14 protein-coding genes and 4 pseudogenes are annotated in these 19,057 nt (G+C 57.9%); 9 read left to right on the forward strand and 9 right to left on the reverse strand.

The features are described 5' to 3' along the window. Positions 1-2: 2 nt before the first annotated feature. From JNB91_RS17225 to JNB91_RS17245, 5 genes are all read right to left on the reverse strand, one after another. Complete coding sequence (locus tag JNB91_RS17225) at positions 3-833, reverse strand: carbohydrate ABC transporter permease (RefSeq protein ID WP_220326738.1); 831 nt, start codon at positions 831-833, stop codon at positions 3-5. Between the two features lie 10 nt (positions 834-843). Continuing rightward, positions 844-1,770, reverse strand: a complete 927-nt coding sequence (locus tag JNB91_RS17230; protein WP_220326739.1) for a carbohydrate ABC transporter permease — start codon at positions 1,768-1,770, stop codon at positions 844-846. Between the two features lie 66 nt (positions 1,771-1,836). Then, entirely contained in the window at positions 1,837-3,108 is a 1,272-nt protein-coding gene (locus tag JNB91_RS17235; RefSeq protein WP_220326740.1) for an ABC transporter substrate-binding protein, read from the reverse strand. 24 nt (positions 3,109-3,132) lie between these two features. Continuing rightward, positions 3,133-4,299 carry a mandelate racemase/muconate lactonizing enzyme family protein gene (locus JNB91_RS17240; protein ID WP_220326741.1) on the reverse strand — a complete coding sequence of 389 codons (1,167 nt, stop codon included), beginning with the start codon at positions 4,297-4,299 and terminating at the stop codon, positions 3,133-3,135. Then, entirely contained in the window at positions 4,296-5,204 is a 909-nt protein-coding gene (locus JNB91_RS17245; protein WP_220326742.1) for a dihydrodipicolinate synthase family protein, read from the reverse strand. The genes JNB91_RS17240 and JNB91_RS17245 overlap by 4 nt, the downstream gene beginning before the upstream one ends. Before the next feature lie 117 nt (positions 5,205-5,321). Between JNB91_RS17245 and JNB91_RS17250 the strand changes: the two genes are divergently transcribed. Together JNB91_RS17250 and JNB91_RS17255 are read left to right on the forward strand one after the other, a co-directional pair. Then, the gene (locus tag JNB91_RS17250) at positions 5,322-6,233 is read left to right on the forward strand and encodes a 2-dehydro-3-deoxygalactonokinase (protein ID WP_220326743.1); all 912 of its coding nucleotides are present in this window, start codon (positions 5,322-5,324) and stop codon (positions 6,231-6,233) included. Between the two features lie 64 nt (positions 6,234-6,297). Then, positions 6,298-6,942: a GDSL-type esterase/lipase family protein gene (locus JNB91_RS17255; protein ID WP_220326744.1), complete on the forward strand. Its 645-nt coding sequence runs from the start codon at positions 6,298-6,300 to the stop codon at positions 6,940-6,942. Between the two features lie 274 nt (positions 6,943-7,216). Here the strand turns inward: JNB91_RS17255 and JNB91_RS17260 are convergent, their stop codons facing one another. Both JNB91_RS17260 and JNB91_RS17265 read right to left on the reverse strand, forming a co-directional pair. Further along, on the reverse strand, positions 7,217-9,082 hold the full coding sequence (locus JNB91_RS17260; protein WP_220326745.1) for a TRAP transporter large permease: 1,866 nt from the start codon (positions 9,080-9,082) through the stop codon (positions 7,217-7,219). 77 nt (positions 9,083-9,159) lie between these two features. Beyond that, positions 9,160-10,218 carry a LacI family DNA-binding transcriptional regulator gene (locus JNB91_RS17265; RefSeq protein WP_220326746.1) on the reverse strand — a complete coding sequence of 353 codons (1,059 nt, stop codon included), beginning with the start codon at positions 10,216-10,218 and terminating at the stop codon, positions 9,160-9,162. 100 nt (positions 10,219-10,318) lie between these two features. Here JNB91_RS17265 and JNB91_RS17270 point away from each other — a divergent pair, with 100 nt between their 5' ends. The 4 genes from JNB91_RS17270 (at position 10,319) to JNB91_RS17285 (ending at position 14,502) form a co-directional block, all read left to right on the forward strand. Then, positions 10,319-11,341 (forward strand): TRAP transporter substrate-binding protein, encoded by a 1,023-nt coding sequence (locus JNB91_RS17270; RefSeq protein WP_220326747.1) that lies wholly within the window; start codon positions 10,319-10,321, stop codon positions 11,339-11,341. A 74-nt stretch (positions 11,342-11,415) separates the two neighbouring features. Then, positions 11,416-11,955, forward strand: coding sequence for a VOC family protein (locus tag JNB91_RS17275; protein ID WP_220326748.1), 540 nt, complete (start codon positions 11,416-11,418; stop codon positions 11,953-11,955). Positions 11,956-11,962: 7 nt separating this feature from the next. Next, positions 11,963-13,234: a ribulose-bisphosphate carboxylase large subunit family protein gene (locus tag JNB91_RS17280; protein ID WP_220326749.1), complete on the forward strand. Its 1,272-nt coding sequence runs from the start codon at positions 11,963-11,965 to the stop codon at positions 13,232-13,234. Further along, positions 13,231-14,502, forward strand: a complete 1,272-nt coding sequence (locus JNB91_RS17285; protein ID WP_220326750.1) for a four-carbon acid sugar kinase family protein — start codon at positions 13,231-13,233, stop codon at positions 14,500-14,502. Before JNB91_RS17280 ends, JNB91_RS17285 begins: the two co-directional genes overlap by 4 nt. Before the next feature lie 100 nt (positions 14,503-14,602). Here JNB91_RS17285 and JNB91_RS17290 read toward each other — a convergent pair whose 3' ends face one another. Beyond that, complete coding sequence (locus JNB91_RS17290) at positions 14,603-15,709, reverse strand: Fic family protein (RefSeq protein ID WP_220326751.1); 1,107 nt, start codon at positions 15,707-15,709, stop codon at positions 14,603-14,605. 201 nt (positions 15,710-15,910) lie between these two features. Here JNB91_RS17290 and JNB91_RS17295 point away from each other — a divergent pair. Both JNB91_RS17295 and JNB91_RS30780 read left to right on the forward strand, forming a co-directional pair. Then, a pseudogene (locus JNB91_RS17295) lies at positions 15,911-16,895 on the forward strand (hypothetical protein); the annotation flags it as partial. 91 nt (positions 16,896-16,986) lie between these two features. Further along, positions 16,987-17,091: pseudogene (locus tag JNB91_RS30780) on the forward strand (IS110 family RNA-guided transposase); the annotation flags it as partial. 138 nt (positions 17,092-17,229) lie between these two features. Here JNB91_RS30780 and JNB91_RS17300 read toward each other — a convergent pair. Then, a pseudogene (locus tag JNB91_RS17300) lies at positions 17,230-18,072 on the reverse strand (IS3 family transposase); the annotation flags it as partial. Between the two features lie 65 nt (positions 18,073-18,137). Here JNB91_RS17300 and JNB91_RS17305 point away from each other — a divergent pair. Beyond that, a pseudogene (locus tag JNB91_RS17305) lies at positions 18,138-18,929 on the forward strand (IS110 family RNA-guided transposase); the annotation flags it as partial. Between the last annotated feature and the right edge of the window lie 128 nt (positions 18,930-19,057).

A 19,057-nucleotide genomic window follows, 5' to 3' on the forward strand; every position in this document is an offset into this window, starting at 1 on the left:
GCTTATTTCTCCGCGCCAGCGGTAAGGCCGCCGACCAAATAACGTTCAAGGAACAGGTAGATTGCGATGATCGGCAAAGCGATGAATACCGATGCGGCGGCGATGTCGTTCCAGTAGGTGACATATTCGCCCTGCATCGTGGTGATGCCGAGATTGGCCGTCCAGTTGTCTGGCGAATTGACCAGGAAGGTCCGCGCATAGGCGTAATCGGCCCAGCTGAGCACGAAGGCATAAAGTGCCGTGGCGGCCAAGCCCGGGGTTGCGATCGGCAGGACGACACGCACCATGGCGCCGATGGGCGAGCAGCCATCGACCATGGCCGCCTGTTCAAGCTCTTTCGGGATCGTGTCGAAATACCCTTTCAGCATCCATGTCGCGAAGGGAATGATCATCGTCGAATGTGCGAGTACCAGCGTCCAAAGGCTTCCGATCAAACCGAAACTTGAAAAGATCGAGAACAAGGGGATGACCAGGAGCGTAGCGGGCAGCATTTTGGCTGTAAGGACGAAAAGCCCCATCGTTGCACCGCCGCGCATCGAATAACGCGACAACGCATAACCGGCACTGACCGAAACCAGCATGGACAGCGCCACGGAACCGACCGCCGCCAGCATCGAATTCCACAGCCAGAGCAGGATCGGCTTTGCCGCCCAGACGCGAGCGAATACATCCCATTGTGGATCATCCGGCCAGAAAGTCGGTGGCAGGCGGTAAAGTTCATCGGTGGTGGACAGAGCCGTGACCAACAGCCAGTAGACAGGGAAGAGGATCATCACCAGCGTGAAGATCACTGTAGCATAAAGTGCGAGGCTTTGTGCCAGTGTGCGTCTCATCAAGGCCTCCTCAATAAATCGACTTCGAACGTCGGCCGAGCATCAGCAGACTGGCGATAATGCAGATGACCAACGTCAGGACACCGACAGCGGCGGCACGGCCGAAATTGTGATACTGGAACGCCTGATCGTAGGTCATGATCGACAGCGTCTGCGTCGAGCGCAGCGGACCGCCGCCGGTCAGCACCTTGATGATGGAAAAGTCACGGAACACCCACAGAAGCGTCAGCACCAGCGTGACGCCCAGAACCGGCATCAAAAGCGGCATGGTGATCCAGCGGAACCGCTGAAAGCTGCTTGCACCGTCCACTTTGGCGGCGGCGTAGTAGTCGGATGGGATGGACTGCAAGCCCGCAAGGCACATGATCGAGACGAACGGGAAACCCTTCCAAACCATGGTGATTGCAACAGCCCAGAAAGCAGCCGTCGAACTGCTCACCCATGGGATCATCTGACCGGTGAAACCGAGCTTTATCGCCAGCCAGCCGAACAGACCGAACGACGTGTCGAACATCCATGCAAAGATGACGACCGCGATGATTTCCGGCACAGCCCAGGGCAGCGCCATGCCAAGCCGGGCAACCGTGCGGCCCTCAAAACGGTTGTTGACGAGAAGCGCCGTGCTCAAGCCGACAGCAACACTACCCGCCGTCACGACGATCACGAGTTTGAGCGTCACCCAGCAGGCCAGCCAGAACTCCTGTGAGGAGAACAGCCAGACATAGTTGCTCACCGAGAACGGCCGGCTGGCGCCGCCGAGCCTCGGGATCTTGACCTGTTGAAAGGACAGATCTATCGCCAGGATCAACGGCCAAACGATGATGGCGGCGACCATCAGCACCGCCGGAGCGATCAGGATATAGCCGAGAAGGTGCTGCCGGCTGGGACGCGCAAGGTCAAAGAACTTGCGCCTCCCCGCCTGAACGGTATCGGTCATGGATGGTCTCCTCCGAATGCTTTGAGTTGCCCATGGCCCGCAACGCGAGCCATGCCCTATAGCGGGTCAGCCCTTGATGCTTTCGGCCTTGGCCTGCATGGTCTTGGCGACAGCCGCTGGATCGAGATCCTGGATGATCATCCGCTGGCTCTCCTCCATGATCATCTTGCTGAACTCGTTGTAATAGAGCTCAAGACCGATCGGCACGCGGTCGATCCCCTTTTCGGAGGCCGCCTTCATTGTGGCGAGCAGTACCGGGAAATGCGGAATGGTCTTCTCCACGCCAGAAACATCCGCCTTCGGGCTTGGTGGCGTATTTCCACCCATCGTCGCATAGCTACGCTGGAATTCCGCCGTCATCGTCAGCTTAATGAAATCCCAGACAAGCTGCTTCTGGTCATCGGGAATATCGGACGGCATGGCCAGCACATTCGACGATCCACCAAGCGGTGGCGTGAGCGGCGGCGCGACATAAACGATATCGCTCTTGGCCGAGCCTTTTTCAGTCGTACCGTAAAGCCATGGTCCGTCCAGACGCATGGCCATCTTGCCATCGGCAAACAGCTTGCGCACGTCACTGGCGCTCATGTCGACCGGGCTGACGCCACTTTTCATGACGGTCTTCCAGCGCGTCAGACCCTCGACCATTTCAGGCGTATCGATGGTGATATTGCCTTCCTTGTCGGTCCAATAGGCGCCCGCGTCGATGATGTAGTTCAGCATCTCGGTGAGATACTGGCCCGGCCCCCCTTTCGTCTCATGGCCCGTGCCGAACTGGTCGATGATGCCGTCGCCGTTAAGATCCTTGGTGGTCGCCTTTGCCGCGGCCAGGAATTCGTCATAGGTCTTCGGCACGGCAATGCCGGCTTCATCGAAGATCTTCTTGTTATAGGCCATGACGAAACCGAAGTAGTTCGTCATGATACAGACGGTTTCACCGTTCCATTCACACGTCTTCTGGCCGGCCCAGCCGGTCATGTCGATGCCGTCCTTCCTCAGCCAGGGATCGAGCGGCTCCAGCCAGCCACTGTCAGCAAACATCTGGAATTCGAACGAGGCGAGATGGACAATCTGCGGCGGCTGGTTGGCGGCGAACAACGTTGTCATCGTATCCGCATATGAACTGCGCTCGGCCTTGGTGAACTCAATCTTCACGCCCGGATGCTGCTTCTCGAACTCGGCGATGGCCGAATGCCACCATTCGCCGGTTCCGGCGTCGTCAGTCTGCCAGGAGATGAATTTCAATACCGTATCGGCCATAGCCGGGGCAAAGCTGCCCATCGTCACCAAAGCTGCAGTCGCGGCGCCGAGCGCCAATCTTTTCACTCTCTTGTTCATGGCTTCCTCCTCCAAAGAACCAATTCAGATACGTTCAAGCAGACTAAGCGCCACCTCCGAAGGCTTCACCCCGAGCCCTGGCCCGGATGGCAGATGATAAAGACCTTCGCGGCAATCCATCTCGCCGGAAAGAAGACGACGGTTCGGCTCGAAGATCGAATGCTGGAATTCGTGCCCCTTGAGCGTTGGCAGTGTTGAGGACGCCTGCAGGCTCGCGGCCAAAAATATACCGGCGCCCACCGTGGCATGCGGGATGACGTCGATACCGTGCTTAGCGGCAAGTCCACCGATTCGGATGAAATTGGTGATGCCCTTATGCCCCATTTCCGGCTGCACGATCGCGATACGGCAACGCTCGATACGAGCACGCATGTCCCAATGGGTACGCCATTCTTCGCCGACTGCGATCGGAATATCGATGCCCTTTGAAACCTGTTCGAGCCCGGCAATATCCTCGGTCCAGACCGGCGCCTCGGCAAACCACGGATCGTACGGCGCCATCTCGGCGATCAACTCAAGCGCCCGCTCCGGCGTCTGGTTCCAATGCATGTCGGCGGCAATCTTCGCCTCGGGTCCGAGAACCTTGCGCAGGTTTTCCATTTCCGCAGCTGGGCCGTCATCCGCCACAGGCGTTGCGAATTTGAAGGCATTGAAACCTCGATCCTGCCAATATCTTGCCAGTTCTCCGCGGGCCTGGAGCGTCTTCTCCGGCAAGCCGGAGACATAGGCCGGAAAGCTATCGACGCCCCCGCCGAGCAGATCGCGAACCGATTTTCCCGCTTCCTGGCCGGCAATATCCCACAGCGCGATATCGAGGGCTGCCAGCGCATCAACATAAAAGCCGCCGGTGTAACCGCGCACCCGCATCATGTCGTAGAGATCGTCGTAGATAGCGGATGGATCCGACGCATCACGACCGATAACGAAACCGGCAAGAAGATCGTTGATGAGAGCGGCAACCGCACCGGGCGCGACGATGCCGTAGGTTTCACCCCAGCCAACCAAACCCGCCCGCGTCGTCATACGGACGAGTACGCTTCGGTCGAAGGTGGGATAGACCGTGCGGTTACCCTTGCGGACAATGTAACCGTTAGGATTAACCACCTCTCCATCCCGCAATGCGCCGAGATAGGGCACCTTGCGCGGCTGGGTGAGAGTAAAAACCTCAATGGTTGCGATGGGGCTGTTCATGCAGCCTCCGGAGCCAGAAGGCCGAGTTCAACCAGGTTTGCATCGATGTCAGCAATCGCCGCAGCGTCGAGATCCGGTGTAGGGGCGCGTACACCGACGCCTTCGATCACCCCTCGACGCGCCAGAACGTGCTTGGTCAACCGCATGCGATAAACCGCCTGCAGGACGAGAAGCGGCAGGGTGCGAACATAAATCTGGCGAGCCTCATCGCGCTTGCCGTCGACAAGCGCCCGGTCAATCGCCACATGTTCGCCGGCGATCTCGAGAGCAGGCATTGCGGCGGTCGCACCACGCGCATATTCATCAAGAATATAACGCGCACCGCCACCACCGATGACGCCCTTCAGGCTTTCTGGCGCATGGGCAATGATGTGGCTGATCGCCGGCCCGGCCGGCAAGGTCTCTTCCTTCACATAGGCAACACGCGGCAAGGCGCGAATGATCTCGACGATCGCTTGCGGCGACAGATCTGAACCGCGAGGGGCCGGCGCATTTTGGAGGATGATCTCCACCTCCGGCAGAGCCTCGACCACCTTGCCAAGAAATTCGATCAGGGCCGCTGCATCGGTGCCTACCGACTTCGGCGGCTGTACCATCAGATGACGAATACCGATATCTGTCGCGATCCGGCCATGCTCCACCACGTCGCGCCAATCGGCAGCGCTTGCACCGGCAACCACAGGCACCCGACCCGCCACGCTGGCAACAACGATCTTCAAAAGCTTGGCACGCTCTTCTGACGTAAGATTTTCCACCTCACTGGCGAAACCAGGGAATACGACACCATCCACACCCTGATCGAGGGCGAACCGCACCAGTCGCGACATTCCCGCCTCATCAACACCGCCATCCGCCAAAAAGGGCGTCGGCAGAACAGGCAAGATGCCCTTCAGACCAGTTGCCATCTCTTCACCTCCCAATGAAGTATCACAATATGAAACCATGAATTCACTAATTGACACTACATATGCTTGCGCCCTATGACAAGCCCCCAGATGAAATGAGCGGAGGAGGCTCACGACATGGCAACAGAAACAGCGGCGATCATTGTCGACTGGGGAACCACGTCCTTGCGGGCAACGCTGGTGGACGAGAGCGGCAACGAGGTGGAGAATATCGAGACGCCGCAAGGCATATCGAGCCTCAAAAAGGGCGACCATGAAGCGGTGTTGATGACGACGCTTGCCCCATGGTTTTCCATCCACGGAGCTTTGCCCGTTGCAGCGCTTGGGATGATCACCAGCCGCAACGGCTGGATCGAAGTTCCCTATGTGGCCTGCCCTGCAGGTCCGGCTGAGCTTGCCGCGGGCAGCTTGCGGAAATCCTTGTCTAACGGATCTGAGCTTGTGTTTCTGCCGGGCCTGACGGATGCCTCACGCCGGCCCTTCCCCGACGTCATGCGCGGTGAGGAGATCCAGGTCGCCGGCCACGGACTGGCTGAAGACGCAACAATCATAATCCCCGGGACCCACAGCAAGTGGGCCAAGGTGAAAGCCGGCCGCATAGACAGCTTTCAAACCTTTGTGACCGGTGAGATCTTTTCGCTGCTCCTGAACAATTCCTTCATCGCCCGCGGCGCAACCCAGCCACCGGTGAATGATCCAGAAGCCTATCTCCGGGGTCTTGAAGAAGCGAAAAGCTCCGCGGCAATGCTTTCCCTGCTGTTCTCGGCACGGACCGGTGGACTGGCGGGAAAGCTTAGGGCGGATCAGTTGCGGTCGTATGTCCATGGCATGCTGATCGGCCAGGAGTTCAGGCAGGCGCGCGAGGCTGGCTGGTATTTGGAAGGTGACGAGGCCACCATTGTCGGGAATGACGGCTTGAACGACCTATACGTGATTGCGGCGACCATATTCGACCTCAAGATCGCGCTGGGTGCCGATGACGTCCTGATCCGTGGTGCGCTCGATGTAATGCGCCATTCGCTTTCATAGACCCGGCGCAGCGAGCCGGAAGCTCGCTGGCGCAACGCTTTCAACCATATGTTCGAGGGTAGATATGTACGATTTTCCCGCCAGTATCGGCACAGCCCGTCACGAAAACGATATTATCACGGTTCTGGCACGACTCGAGCGCGTTGGCCTTCCCGCAAATCCGATAGCCTTTTATGGTTCGTCCTCCTTCCGCATCTGGAGCTCGATCACCGAAGATCTGGGGTCGCTGGACGTCGTCAACCTGGGTTTCGGAGGAGGCACATTTCTTTCAGGCATCCACTACATGGATCAGCTTTTGACCCCGCTGAGGCCAGGCAGGATAGCGATCTATTTCGGTGAAAATGATATCGCCAGTGATGGCCTCACCGCCCATACGACGCTTGGTCATCTAAAGGGTCTGAGAGAGCGCATTTCGCAGGCCATGCCGCAATCCGAGGTTTTTGTCCTGTCGATCAAGCACAGCCCGGCGCGCTGGATTTACCGGCACGAATTCGATCTGCTCAACCGGCTGGCAAGCGACTGGTGCGACAGCCGCGATGACACCTACTGGATTGAAGTGGGTACCGGCTTGATCGGCGAGAACGGTCTGCCGATGTTCCGATACTACCTGCCCGATCTGGTTCATATGAATGCAGCGGGTTATGCGGTTTGGTCAGCTTCGCTTAGGAAAGTATCACGACTTCTAAGTCCATCCAGCCCTATCGAATGACCATCTTTCATCGAAAAAGGCATAGCTGCAGATCCAAATATGAGGACGGTTTATAAACGTGTCCCATTGGTCTTGATGGGATCGGCACCGCTGCCCATCATTCATGACTAGGATATACCTATCTTCTCAACAGTTTGATCACGCGCAACCAATGCTTAAAGGTTCACCATTGAAAATAGCCAAGCCCTTCACCGCAATCTCAGGTCTTGAAGATAGTGCCTTCCAACGGTTTTGAAATCGAAAACCTTCTCCAGCTCCACGTTTGCCTGCTGAGCTAAAGGAATGCTGTAGACAAGATCGGGAATACCGCGATCAGGAAGAGGCCAATGAGCAGCGCGCCGATATAAGGCCAGATTGCCTTCATCGCCTCATCCGGCGCAACGCCCCCGATTTTGCAGGCGATATAGAAGCCGATGCCGATCGGCGGGGCAATCAAACCGATATTCATCGCAGTGACGACAACCATGGAGTAGTGTACGTCGTTGATGCCAAGGGTTTTCGCGATTGGGAACATGATCGGTGCCATCAGCACGATTGCCGGAAGACCTTCCAGCACGCAGCCGAGCACCATAAAGATTAGAACGGTCACGCCCATGAATGTGAGCCAGCCGCCGGGAAGATCCGTAACCGCCTGCGCCAGCTTGAAGGCAAAGCCCGTCTGGGTGAGCGCCCACGCCATCGCCGAGGCGCAACCGAGGATGATCAGGATTGCACCGGACAGGGCCGCAGTCTCGACCAGCATGCCGTAGAGTTTCTTGAGACTGATGCCACCGTAAAGTGTCGCGCCGATAATCAGTGCATATAGCACAGCAATGGTTGAGACTTCCGTGGCGGTTGCCACGCCACCGCCGACAGCACTACGGATGAGGAACGGCAAAAGCAGTGCTGGCGCCGCTATGACGACCGCCTTCCAGACCGTTTTGACTGAGGCTCGCCTGACGCCTTCCATCGATTCATGCCTTGACTTCCATCGGGCGAGAACGGCCAGCACCAGCAACAGAACCATGGCGATCGCAAAGCCGGAGGTGAACAGGCCGGCAATCGAGACACCTGCTGTCGAACCGAGCACGATCAATACGATTGAGGGAGGAACCGTTTCCGCCATCGCGGCGCCGGTTGCCAGCAGAGCGATCATTTCCGGCGGCTTGTGGCCGCGCCGCTTCATCTCCGGAAACAGCGCCGGCGCGACCGTCGCCATGTCGGAGACCTTGGATCCGGAAATGCCCGAGACGAGAAACATTGAGCCGAGCAGGACATAGGACATGCCCGCCTTCACATGGCCGAGCAATGAGGCAAGCACTTCAACGATCGCCTTGCCCATGCCGGTCGCATCCAGCACGCAACCAAGCAGGACAAAGATCGGAACAGAAAGAAGGATGATGCTGGACATGCCCTCATCCATGCGCCCGATGATGACGAAGGTCGGCATGGAAGTGGTAAAAGTCAGGAAGGACAGCGCACCGAGACCGAAACAGAAAGCGATCGGCACGCCCATGGCCAATAACAGGCCCACGCCGAAGACGAGGAAGATGACGATATTCCAGTTGCCGAAATAGGCGAACACCGGCTCGAGCGCAAAAAGCGCGCCCCCGGCAGCTCCAACGAGAACCGCTGCGCCGACCACCATCCGGGCGTTCCCGATGCGAACTCCGTGGAGAATGACGATCGCCAGCATCAGCGTCAATCCGACAGGCAGTGCCGATGCACGATAGCTCATCGGGATCAGCAAAGACGCGGATGTGACATAGCTTTCCTCCATCGCGTAATCGAACGCAGGATAAAGCAGGCTGCCAAGGAAAACGGCGGTGAGAAGCAGGCCGACAGTCGCAACAAACGCCTGTTTCCTTTCATCGAGGAGATGCAGAAAGACCGTCAGACGCAAGTGTTCATGCCGGTCGATGGCGATCGCGGCACCGAGCATGGCAAACCAGAGAAACGCGAAGGATGCGCTTTCATCCACCCAAGTGATCGGCGAGGAGAACACATAGCGTGCAGTTACGCCAACCAGCAGGATCGCGACGATGAAAGTCAGCAGAGCCGCACAGATAATCTCGACCGGCCGCATCCAACGCGAGCCCGGCATCGACTGCTGAAGCTCCATCGCCGGCAGGTCGTCCATCACTTCGGAACTCATCACCATCTCTCTCCTCCTCAATGGCAACCGGATCGCCTACCCCCCTCCTCCGGGTGAAGTGGCGCTCCGGGTCTAGTGCGCCTTCACGGCAGGTTTTCCCGGAAGATCACCTCGCTGCGCAGCGGGTCGATATCCTCTTCGGCAGGCCTGCCTTCTCGCAGGTTGTTGAAGACCCGGATCGCACGATTGATCGTCTCGCCCGGGTTCTGGGTAATCACTGCATCCATGGTGCCGTCGATCAGAAATGCGCGCGTATCCGGCGTCAGGCCGTGGCCGATGAAGACGAGGGATTGCTCACGCCGCGCATCCTTAATTGCCTTGCCGACACCGCTCGCACCGCCGCCGATATTGTAGATGCCGGCAAGATCCGGATGCTGGCTCAGCAACATCCGCATCTGTCGATAATTGAGCGCCTCGTCGTCATGTCCCTCCCGGATGCCGACGACCTCGATATTCGGATGGCTTTCCTGCAGAACATGGAGAAAGCCCATCTCGCGCTCCTCATGGGCCCTGTAGCTCAGGCTCCCGGCAATCATCGCGACTTTGGCCGGCGTATTGCCAACGAAACGTGCAATCAGATATCCGGCCAGCCGCCCGATCGACCGATTGTCGAGGCCGAGATACATCGAGCGTTGGGCATTGGCGATGTCGGAGATCAGCGTTACCGTCGGCACGCCCTTTTCCGCTAGACGATTGACCGCTTCGCGCACTGTCGGATGTTCGAGCGCCATGAAGGCGATGCCATTGGCAGATTTTCCATGCCTCAACATTGCAGCGGCCAGCGCATCCGGGCTGAAGCTCTTGATGTATTCGACTGTCGGCTTGATGCCGTTCTTTTGGAAGAGCGGGGTCTGCTCGACAACCAGCTTGCCGAGATGGGTGAGATAACGGTTGGTGCCGGCGGGAAGCAGGAACGAGATATTTGCCGTTGCGGCCGCCCCCGCCTCCCCCAGGAGATCGCCTTCGACATACCCTAGTTGCGCGGCCGATCGCATCACGCGCTGCACCGTTGGCGCACGGACACCCTGGCGCCCGTTCAGCACACGGTCGACGGTCGCCGTCGACACGCCGGCATGCTGGGCAACATCGACAATAGTCGGACGCCGGCTGATTTCAGACTGTTCAGTCGCTTCTAACAACATCTCAACACATCAAATTACATCAGATTTCACATTTGACTTCATCATTCATATGATTGATTTTTGTCAATGGGAAGAGACTTTTTTACAAGGGAGGGAACAGATGAAAACGACATTGAGCCGCCGCACGCTCCTCAAGGGGCTGGCTGCCGCACCCGCAGCGGGCGCCGCTTTTTCAATTCCGCGCTTTGCCAGAGCAGCTGAGATCCAGCTCCGCTACGGCAACAATCTGCCACTCAGTCACCCGCTCAACATCCGCGCCAAGGAAGCAGCCGACCGGATCGCAAAAGAAACCGACGGCAAGGTGGAAATGCTGATCTTTCCGGCAAACCAGCTTGGCGGCGACACCGACATGCTGTCGCAGGTTCGCGGCGGCGCGCTGACCTTTTTCACCCCTTCATCGCTCGTCATCGCGACGCTTGTGCCGACCGCGGCTCTCAATGCCGTCGGCTTCGCCTTCAAGGATTATGCACAGGTATGGAAGGCGATGGACGGGCCTGTCGGCAAGCTCGTGCGCAGCAAGATCGAGGGCTCGCGCCTCTATGCGCTGGAAACCATGTGGGACAACGGTTTCCGCCAGACGACCACCAGCGGCAATGCGATCACCAATGCAGACGGCATGCAGGGCCTGAAGATCCGTGTACCGGTAAGCCCGCTTTCGGTCGACATGTTCTCCGCGCTCGGCGCGTCGCCAACCAGCCTGCAGTTCAGCGAAGTCTATTCTGCCCTGCAGACAAAGGTGGTCGATGCCCAGGAGAACCCGCTGCCGATCATCCAGGTCGCGAAACTCTATGAAGTGCAGCAGAACTGCGCGCTCTCCAACCATATCTGGGATGGCTACTGGTTCATCGCCAATGGCCGGCAGTGGTCCGATCTGAAGGATGACGTCAAGACGATCGTGGCGCGCGCGATCAACGAAGCAGGACTGCAACAGCGCCAGGATATAGCCGCGCTCAATGCGGGCGTGCAGGCAGATCTCGAGAAGGCCGGCATGACGTTCAACAAGGTCGAGACGGAGACATTCCGCGCCAAGCTGAAGACAGGCGGTTTCTATTCCAAGTGGAGCAAGGAATTCGGCGACGAAGCCTGGGGCGCGCTCGAAAGCGTCGTCGGCTCCCTCGCCTGACCCTGAGATATATGGCGGCGGGCAAACACCTGCCGCCCCATCAATTTCAATCAGAATGACGAGCAAGACATCAGATGAGCCGTTTTTTTGGAAAGATCCGCCAGGCGGGTTATGTCGTGGACGATATCGAAGCGGCGATGCAATACTGGAGCGATACACTGGGCGTCGGTCCGTTTTTCTACAAAGAGCGGGTTCCGATCGTGAACTACCGCTATCGCGGTCAAAGCTACGAGCCGCATAATTCCGTGGCGCTGGCCAATTCAGGCGAGTTGCAGGTCGAACTGATCCAGACCCGCAATGACGTGCCTTCGATGTACAAGGATTTTCGCGACGCAGGCCATCGCGGCCTGCAACATGTCGCCTACTGGACCGACGCGTTCGATGCAGACCTCGATCGGCTGACCAAGCAAGGCTACAAGGTCGTGATGGAAGGCGAAGTCGGTGAGAACGGCCGCTTCGTCTATTTCGATACGCATTACCATCCTGGCACCGTGATCGAACTCTCGGAAGTCGCAGGTCCGAAAGGGCGAATGTTCGACGCGATACGTAAGGCGTCGGAAGAGTGGGACGGCAGTACTCCGGTTCGCCCCTTCCCCGACCTCTCGAAGATCTGAGGCTACCGTGACGGATACGCATTTCACAGCGGATTACCTGATAGAGACGCCACTTCCTCTCGAGAAAGTGGCGGAAATCATGGCCGGGGAACAATCCTCCGGCACGTTCATTCGCGTCGAAGGAGAGACGGACGATCTGCGCGCCCGCGCGCGTGCGGAGGTGCTCGGGGTGGTCGACCTGGGGGAGATCGACCACCCGACACTGCCGAGCGCATGGCTTGTCCGCCGAGGCGTCACCGACAGGTCGCATCGTGCGACCGTCAAGATCCGTTTTCCGATCGACAATATCGGCATCAATCTTGCAGCCCTTGCCTCAACGGTCGCCGGCAATCTCTACGATCTCGGCGAGGTCACAGGCCTTCGCCTGGAGAACATAACTCTGCCTGCGTCCTGGCGCCGCCTGTACTCCTTGCCGAAACAAGGGATTGCCGGCACGCGCAGGCTGACGGGCGTTGCCGAAGGACCGATGATCGGTTCGATCATCAAGCCGAATGTGGGATTGACCCCGGAAGATACGGCGAAGCTGGTCGGGCGGCTCTGCGATGCAGGCGTCGATTTCATCAAGGACGACGAGATTTCCGCCAATCCGATCCATGCCCCGTTGGCTAAACGCATTCCGGCCGTCATGGCTGCCGTCAAGCGCGCCGAGGACAGGCTCGGGCGGCGCGTCATGATCGCCTTCAACATCACCGACGAAACGGACGCCATGCGCCGCCATGCCGATCTGGTCGCAAGCGAAGGCGGCACCTGCGTGATGGCCAACCTCAACTGGTGTGGCTTTTCCGCAGTCGAGACGCTTCGGCGTTCGACCGATCTGGCCCTGCACGGTCATCGCAACGGTTTCGGCGCCTTGTCGCGCTGCGATGTTCTCGGCATCGGCTTCGGTGCCTATCAGGTCCTCTGGCGTCTGGCAGGCGTCGACCACATGCACGTGCATGGCCTCGACGGCAAATTTGCGCAGGAAAACAGCGAGGTCATCGAAAGCACGGCCATGTGCTTGACCGCTCTCGACGACCAATCCGACGACCGGGTGCTTCCCGCATTTTCGTCGGGCCAATGGGCAGGCACGGTTCCTGTCACATGGAAGGCGGCCGGCGGCGACGACTTCCTGTTCATGGCGGGCGGCGGCATTATGGGGCACCCAAGCGGCCCCGCTGCGGGCATCGAAAGTATCCGCGCAGCCTTTCACGCGATGAAGAATGGTAAGACGCTGGAGGACGCCGCCGACACCTCGGAGCCACTCCGCAGGGCTCTGGAGTTTTTCGGTAAGGCCGCATGAGTGTCGATATCAAAGCTCCCTTCTACGGCTGGTATGGTGACGACTTCACCGGCGCCACGGATACGCTTGCGACGCTTTTCAGCCGAGGCGCGAAGGCATTCCTTTTCCTTGGCGTCCCTTTATCCCGGCATCTCGCGATGGCAGGCACACTCGACGCCATCGGCATAGCCGGTTCGGCGCGCGCCATGACGCCAAGCGCCATGGAAAACGAACTCTGCCCTGTTGGGCAATTCTTCGCGCAGTCGGGCATAAAGGTGCTGCACTACAAAACCTGCTCGACCTTCGACAGCGCCAGGCATGTCGGCAATATCGCAACGGCAATGGACGTCCTGCGCAGGTTCGTCGATCAACCGCAGGTCGTCATCCTTGGCGGGCAGCCGTCGCTTGGCCGCTATTGCGCATTCGGCAATCTCTTTGCCTCGATCGGACCGGAGGCAGCCGTCCATCGGCTCGACCGCCATCCGACCATGAGCCGGCATCCTTCAACGCCGATGGCGGAAGCGGATCTCAGACGTCACCTGCAGTCGCTCGGGGCCGACCCGGTCGGACTTGTCGATTGGACCATACTGGAAAATGGCCGGCGCCTCGCCAGTGAAGAACTGAACATTCTTTTCGATGCCCTCACGCAGGCGCATCTCGACGTGATCGGAACTGAACTGAAACATCGGGCGCGACAAGGTTCGCTGCTGGTTGTCGGGGCAAGTAGCGTGGCAGAAGCTATTTACGGCGAAAGATCATCGCCGGTTAACGAACCAAAGCCGAGCACTGCCGGGCCGGTGCTTGCCATCGCGGGCTCGTTGTCACCGTTGACGCGCCGACAGGTAGAGGCTGCGACATCCTTCGTTCGCATCAGTGCCGATGCCGGCAGGCTCGTCGAGGAAGAGAGCTATCGGGAAAATATGGCTGCGCGGATCGCCTCTGCACTCAGGGACGAGCGCAATGTTCTTCTGTCCACTGCGCCGCAGGACCCGGCCTCGATTTCCAGCGCAGATACGCGGCTGGCTCATACGGTCGGCCGGTTTGCGGATCGACTGTTGAGCGAAGTCCCGGTCAGACGCCTGATTGCCGCCGGAGGCGATACGTCTAGCCATATGGCTCAAAGCCTGAATCTTTGGGGCCTCGCCTATGGCGGTCAGCTTTCGCCAGGTGTCGCGCTTTCGATCGGCCGCAGCGACGATCCGAGGCGAGACGGGATAAGCCTGATGCTGAAAGGTGGCCAGATGGGAAGTGTCGATCTCTTCGACCGTTTTGCCGGTGGCGTCACGTAGGCGCCAGTCAGCGATAACTATTTGGTTAAGCTCTTGAGAGGAATCGAACAGCCGTTCACCTAGATAATGGCTTTGATGAAGTTCATTAACAGGCATCAATTTATCTCAGCAATGACAGCGAGTAGCGTGTATGTCGACGTTCACCGGTACGCGTGAGCGCACCGATCTCCACGAGTTGCTGGAGGTCGCGTGTCGCTGTCGCGCGGGATGTGTTTGTGATCGAGATGTAGTTTTCTGCACTTAGGCCGCACTTGAAGCCCGCTGTGCCTTCCTTGAAGATGCGCGCGATCACCTTTTCTTGCCGCTCGTTCAGTTTGGCTCGAAACCGGTCGTAGAATTTTGCTTTCTGAATGAAGAAATCTATGCGCTCAAGCGTTGCCCGTTGAGCATCCAGTATCGTCTCCGAAAAGAAAAAGATCCAATCGGTGATATCAAGCGTGCGCTGGTGGCGCTCAAGCTCGCAATAGTAGGCCTTCCGGTTCTTCTCAATCATGAAGGAGAGTGAAATGAGGCTTGGTTGCCCAATGTTCTGCGCCAGGGATTTCTCAGCAAGCGTGCGCCCAATTCGACCATTACCATCCTCAAATGGATGAATGCTTTCAAAATAAAGATGACCCACTGCTGCACGCGTTAGAGCTTGAAGCGGTGTTTGGCCATCCGGCCCGGATCGATTGAACCATTTGATGAAGGTCTCCATCTCAGTTTTAACCTGGCGAGAAGGGGGAGCCTCGAAATGGATTGTGGGCTTATCCAATCGACCTGACACGATCTGCATCGCGTCTTCATGCTTGCGGTAATCACCAATCGTCTCAATGTATCGATTTCCCGCCATCAGCATCGAATGCCAATGAAACAATTCTTCACGATCCAACGGCTTATGCCAGTTTCGATAGACATCTGCCATCATCTCCGCGATCCCGCGTTCTTGGGGGCGGATCTGTCTATCGTCAGTGTTGAGGCCGAACTGCCGGCGGAGCGAGGATTGAACACTTGCGCGATCCAGAAACTCCCCCTCGATCTCTGAGGTCTTGACCGCTTCGTCGCTCAGCAATTCAATGCGAAGTTGATTGCTGTCATCCTCATTGAAATGCCGGACGGCACCAATAACCTCGCCGGCGGTCCGCAGGAATTTCTGTTCCAACGGTATCACGCTTGCTGCATCATACCTGAAATTTGGCCATTCGGCATGCAGCCAGTTCCATTTCATGAGCTATAGCCAGCCTTTCTATAGCTCACCATTATTGCCATATATGAGTTATTGCAAGTCCGTCTATCGCTCAACACCGCATCTGTAGCTCTCGATCCAAGCAGCAGCGATCGAAAGGTTATCAACCTAGCCTGAACATATTTTGTTAAACCTCACCTCATATTTCCGCTCGCCCTCGGCATTGGCGCCAAGAGAAACGGAATGAGCATGACCAAAAACGACCTTTCATCACGTCATTTTCAGCGAAAGATCTCCGAATTCCGCGAGTTGCGTATCGCGCCGATCGCATCCCGGCGGGTGCTGGAGAATATCCGACCTTACCTGATCAGCCTGATCATCTACCGGAAATCGCCACCGCTTCTGAATGGCCATATCGACTGGACGGTGATTGGTCAGGCATGTGGGCTCGAAGCCGAATTCACGGCAGAACTGAAAAAGCAGCTTCGGCCAAGCCTCGATGCAAGCATCCGGTGGCTCGATGCTCCACCGGCAGCCGAAGGACGACTGCCACCAAAGCCGACAGCTGGCCCGCGCAAAACTGTTGTCGCCCAAAAGGCTGCCTCCCCCCCTCAACAAGAAAGCCGACAGCTGGCCCGCGCAAAACTGTTGTCGCCCAAAAGGCTGCCTCCCCCCCTCAACAAGAAAGCCGCAACGTGCGGCGGCCGACGATCTTTTTGTCCGTGCTGCGCCGACACAGCCTGGACCCGCACCGAAGCCGATTAGCCCATACCCGGAACCATTATTTGAGGCGACAAAGGATCCGGCGAGCTTTCAGGACGCGCTGGCCTACCATATGCGGCGGCTCGGCGACACATATTGGCAGCTCTACCGCGCCGTCGTTCATCTGAACGAGACCTTCGACCACAAGACGCTGCTATCCTGGATCCAGGGTGATCGCATACCCTGATCTGTTGCGAGTTTCGACATCTTCCGCCGCATCGAGCGGCGCTATCGACTTTCGGAGGGATATTTTAAAGCAAAACGGCCACATCAGGCGCGCTCTCTTTACGGTCGCGATCTCGGTGAGATCAGCCCTGCTGAGCGGCGCAGGATCTCGTTGCATCTTCCGGATGACTTCAGCAGTCTGCCTTTCACCAAACGCGAGGAGATCCTCGATTGGGTGCGCCGGGTGATCATTTCCGGATCAACGGAGTATCGTCGCTATCAGGCGGCGGCCAGCAAGCAACTGAATAGATGGCGTGGTTGCCGCTCTACCCCTCCGGCATGTTCTATCAGAGGATGGTCGGGTTAAATTCAACCGGTGGAAGGATGGCAGGATGACATACGACACGATGATTGGGATTGATCTGGCGAAGAACGTTTTCCAGGTTCATGGAGCTTTGCTTTCCGGGGAGGTGAAGTTCCGGCGGAAGCTATCCCGTGAGCACTTTCGTAGATTTATGGCCGGGCAAGACGCTTTGACCTGAGACCCATCGTCCCTCCAATTTTCAGGAGAGTCTTGGGTTTTCAATCTGAGCCCAAACTTTGGATCGCCGGGAGTTGGAGTTTTCCGGCTTTGATCACGATGGCTGGCTGGTTGTGCCACCGGGATTATGCAGGTCAATCGGGACGTTATATCCGATCGCCGAGTGAGGACGTTCCTCGTTATAGTATCGACGCCAAGTCTCCAACTTTCCGCGCGAATCCGCAAGGGTTAGGAACCAATGGGCGTTCAGGCACTCCGCCCGCAGCTTGCTGTTGAAGGCCTCGATGAAGCCATTGTCCGTCGGTTTACCTGGCCGCGAGAAGTCCAGGGTGACGTTGTTGGCATAGGCCCACAGGTCGAGATCACGAGAGATGAACTCGCTGCCGTTATCCACCCTTATCGTCTTCGGATAGCCGGTATTCCTGCAGATGCCTTCCAGGGTCTGGACAACGTCTTCGCCTCGATAGGTGAAGCGGGCGTCGGCGGCCGGGCAGTAGCGCGAGTGCGTATCGACCACGGTCAGGATGCGCAGCTTCTTGCCGGTCGCAAGCTGGTCGTGAACGAAGTCCATCGCCCAAACATCGTTCGGGCCGACAGCTTCCTGGCGATCGTCCCGAAGCTTGGCCTTCACCCGACGCTTCGGATGCTTGTTGCGCAGCTGAAGACCTAACTCGCTGTAAATCCTCCGTGTCTTCTTCATGTTGATCTTCCATCCATCGCGCAGCAGGTGGACATGGACACGCCGATAGCCGTACCGCACGCGCGTCTCGCAGATCTCCTTGATGCGTCGTTCTAGCGGGGCCTGTCCGGTGCGACGGGATTTGTAATGGTAGGTCGACGTGTCGAACCTCAGGACCTTGCAGGCCCGTCGGATTGAGATGCCCCAATCCACCAGCATCCCCTCGATCAGCTTGCGCTGCCGGACGGGCCTCAGAGCTAATGGGATGGTCCGCCCTGCCTCCCGAGAGCATAGTGGATACAGGCAATAGGAGGGCCTCAGTGATGGAACGCAATCAACCGCGTGAATGCGCTGTTTTTGGAGTAGATATAGGGAAGAACCTGTTTCACGTTGTCGGTCTCGACCCAACAGGGGCAATCGTTCAGCGTGTGAAGTTTCGGCGCGAGACACTGCTCCAATTCTTCGAGCGAGCTTCCCGGACGCTGGTGGGAATGGAAGCTTGCCCCGGATCACAATGGCTTGCACGTAAACTGCAAGCGATGGGACACTCTGTACGCATTATTCCCGCCCAGTTCGTGAAGCCCTATGTGAAGTCGAACAAGAATGACATCATCGATGCCGCCGCAATCGCCGAGGCCGCAACACGGCCAACGATGCGTTTTGTCGGCGTCAAGCAAGCGGATCAGGTAGACCTGCAGATGCTGCATCGAGTTCGCAGCCGACTGGTATCGGCCCGGACGAACCTGATTTGCCAAATGCGCGCCTATTGCCTCGAACACGGTGTGGCGATGCGGCAGGGAGCTGGCGTATTCAAGATCGACATTTGCAGGGTTATGGATGACCTCGACAATGATCTGACGCCTATGGCGCGATCTGTTCTACGAGATCTGCAGGATGATTTTCGTCGGCTTGAAGCACGGATCCGGCAGGTCTCGGACGAGATTGAGAAGATCGCCGATACCGACTAGCGTGCAAGGCGTCTTATGACGATACCTGGCATCGGCCCTCTAGGTGCAACTGCCATCCTTTCCGCAGTCGGCGACCCCGCACGCTTTTCCAAAGCCCGAGACGTTGCAGCCTGGCTGGGTCTAGTGCCGCGCCAGCATTCGACCGGACTGCGGGTTTCAGTATGTCGCGGACAGGCATTTCAGTAAGTCGCGGACATCGATTTCAGTAAGTACGGGACAGTGATTTCAGAAAGTCGCGGACAGTTATCGCGACGGATTTAGATCGATTTTCGTGA

Source organism: Aliirhizobium wenxiniae (assembly GCF_019511445.1).
GTDB lineage: Bacteria > Pseudomonadota > Alphaproteobacteria > Rhizobiales > Rhizobiaceae > Neorhizobium > Neorhizobium wenxiniae_A.

Excerpts from the sequence above, each read along its gene's own strand:
- JNB91_RS17230 (WP_220326739.1), bottom strand. The coding sequence starts at position 1,770 with ATGACCGATACCGTTCAGGCGGGGAGGCGCAAGTTCTTTGACCTTGCG.
- JNB91_RS17235 (WP_220326740.1), bottom strand. The coding sequence starts at position 3,108 with ATGAACAAGAGAGTGAAAAGATTGGCGCTCGGCGCCGCGACTGCAGCT.
- JNB91_RS17225 (WP_220326738.1), bottom strand. The coding sequence starts at position 833 with ATGAGACGCACACTGGCACAAAGCCTCGCACTTTATGCTACAGTGATC.
- JNB91_RS17255 (WP_220326744.1), top strand. The coding sequence starts at position 6,298 with ATGTACGATTTTCCCGCCAGTATCGGCACAGCCCGTCACGAAAACGAT.
- JNB91_RS17265 (WP_220326746.1), bottom strand. The coding sequence starts at position 10,218 with ATGTTGTTAGAAGCGACTGAACAGTCTGAAATCAGCCGGCGTCCGACT.
- JNB91_RS17285 (WP_220326750.1), top strand. The coding sequence starts at position 13,231 with ATGAGTGTCGATATCAAAGCTCCCTTCTACGGCTGGTATGGTGACGAC.
- JNB91_RS17250 (WP_220326743.1), top strand. The coding sequence starts at position 5,322 with ATGGCAACAGAAACAGCGGCGATCATTGTCGACTGGGGAACCACGTCC.
- JNB91_RS17245 (WP_220326742.1), bottom strand. The coding sequence starts at position 5,204 with ATGGCAACTGGTCTGAAGGGCATCTTGCCTGTTCTGCCGACGCCCTTT.
- JNB91_RS17290 (WP_220326751.1), bottom strand. The coding sequence starts at position 15,709 with ATGAAATGGAACTGGCTGCATGCCGAATGGCCAAATTTCAGGTATGAT.
- JNB91_RS17260 (WP_220326745.1), bottom strand. The coding sequence starts at position 9,082 with ATGGTGATGAGTTCCGAAGTGATGGACGACCTGCCGGCGATGGAGCTT.
- JNB91_RS17240 (WP_220326741.1), bottom strand. The coding sequence starts at position 4,299 with ATGAACAGCCCCATCGCAACCATTGAGGTTTTTACTCTCACCCAGCCG.
- JNB91_RS17275 (WP_220326748.1), top strand. The coding sequence starts at position 11,416 with ATGAGCCGTTTTTTTGGAAAGATCCGCCAGGCGGGTTATGTCGTGGAC.
- JNB91_RS17270 (WP_220326747.1), top strand. The coding sequence starts at position 10,319 with ATGAAAACGACATTGAGCCGCCGCACGCTCCTCAAGGGGCTGGCTGCC.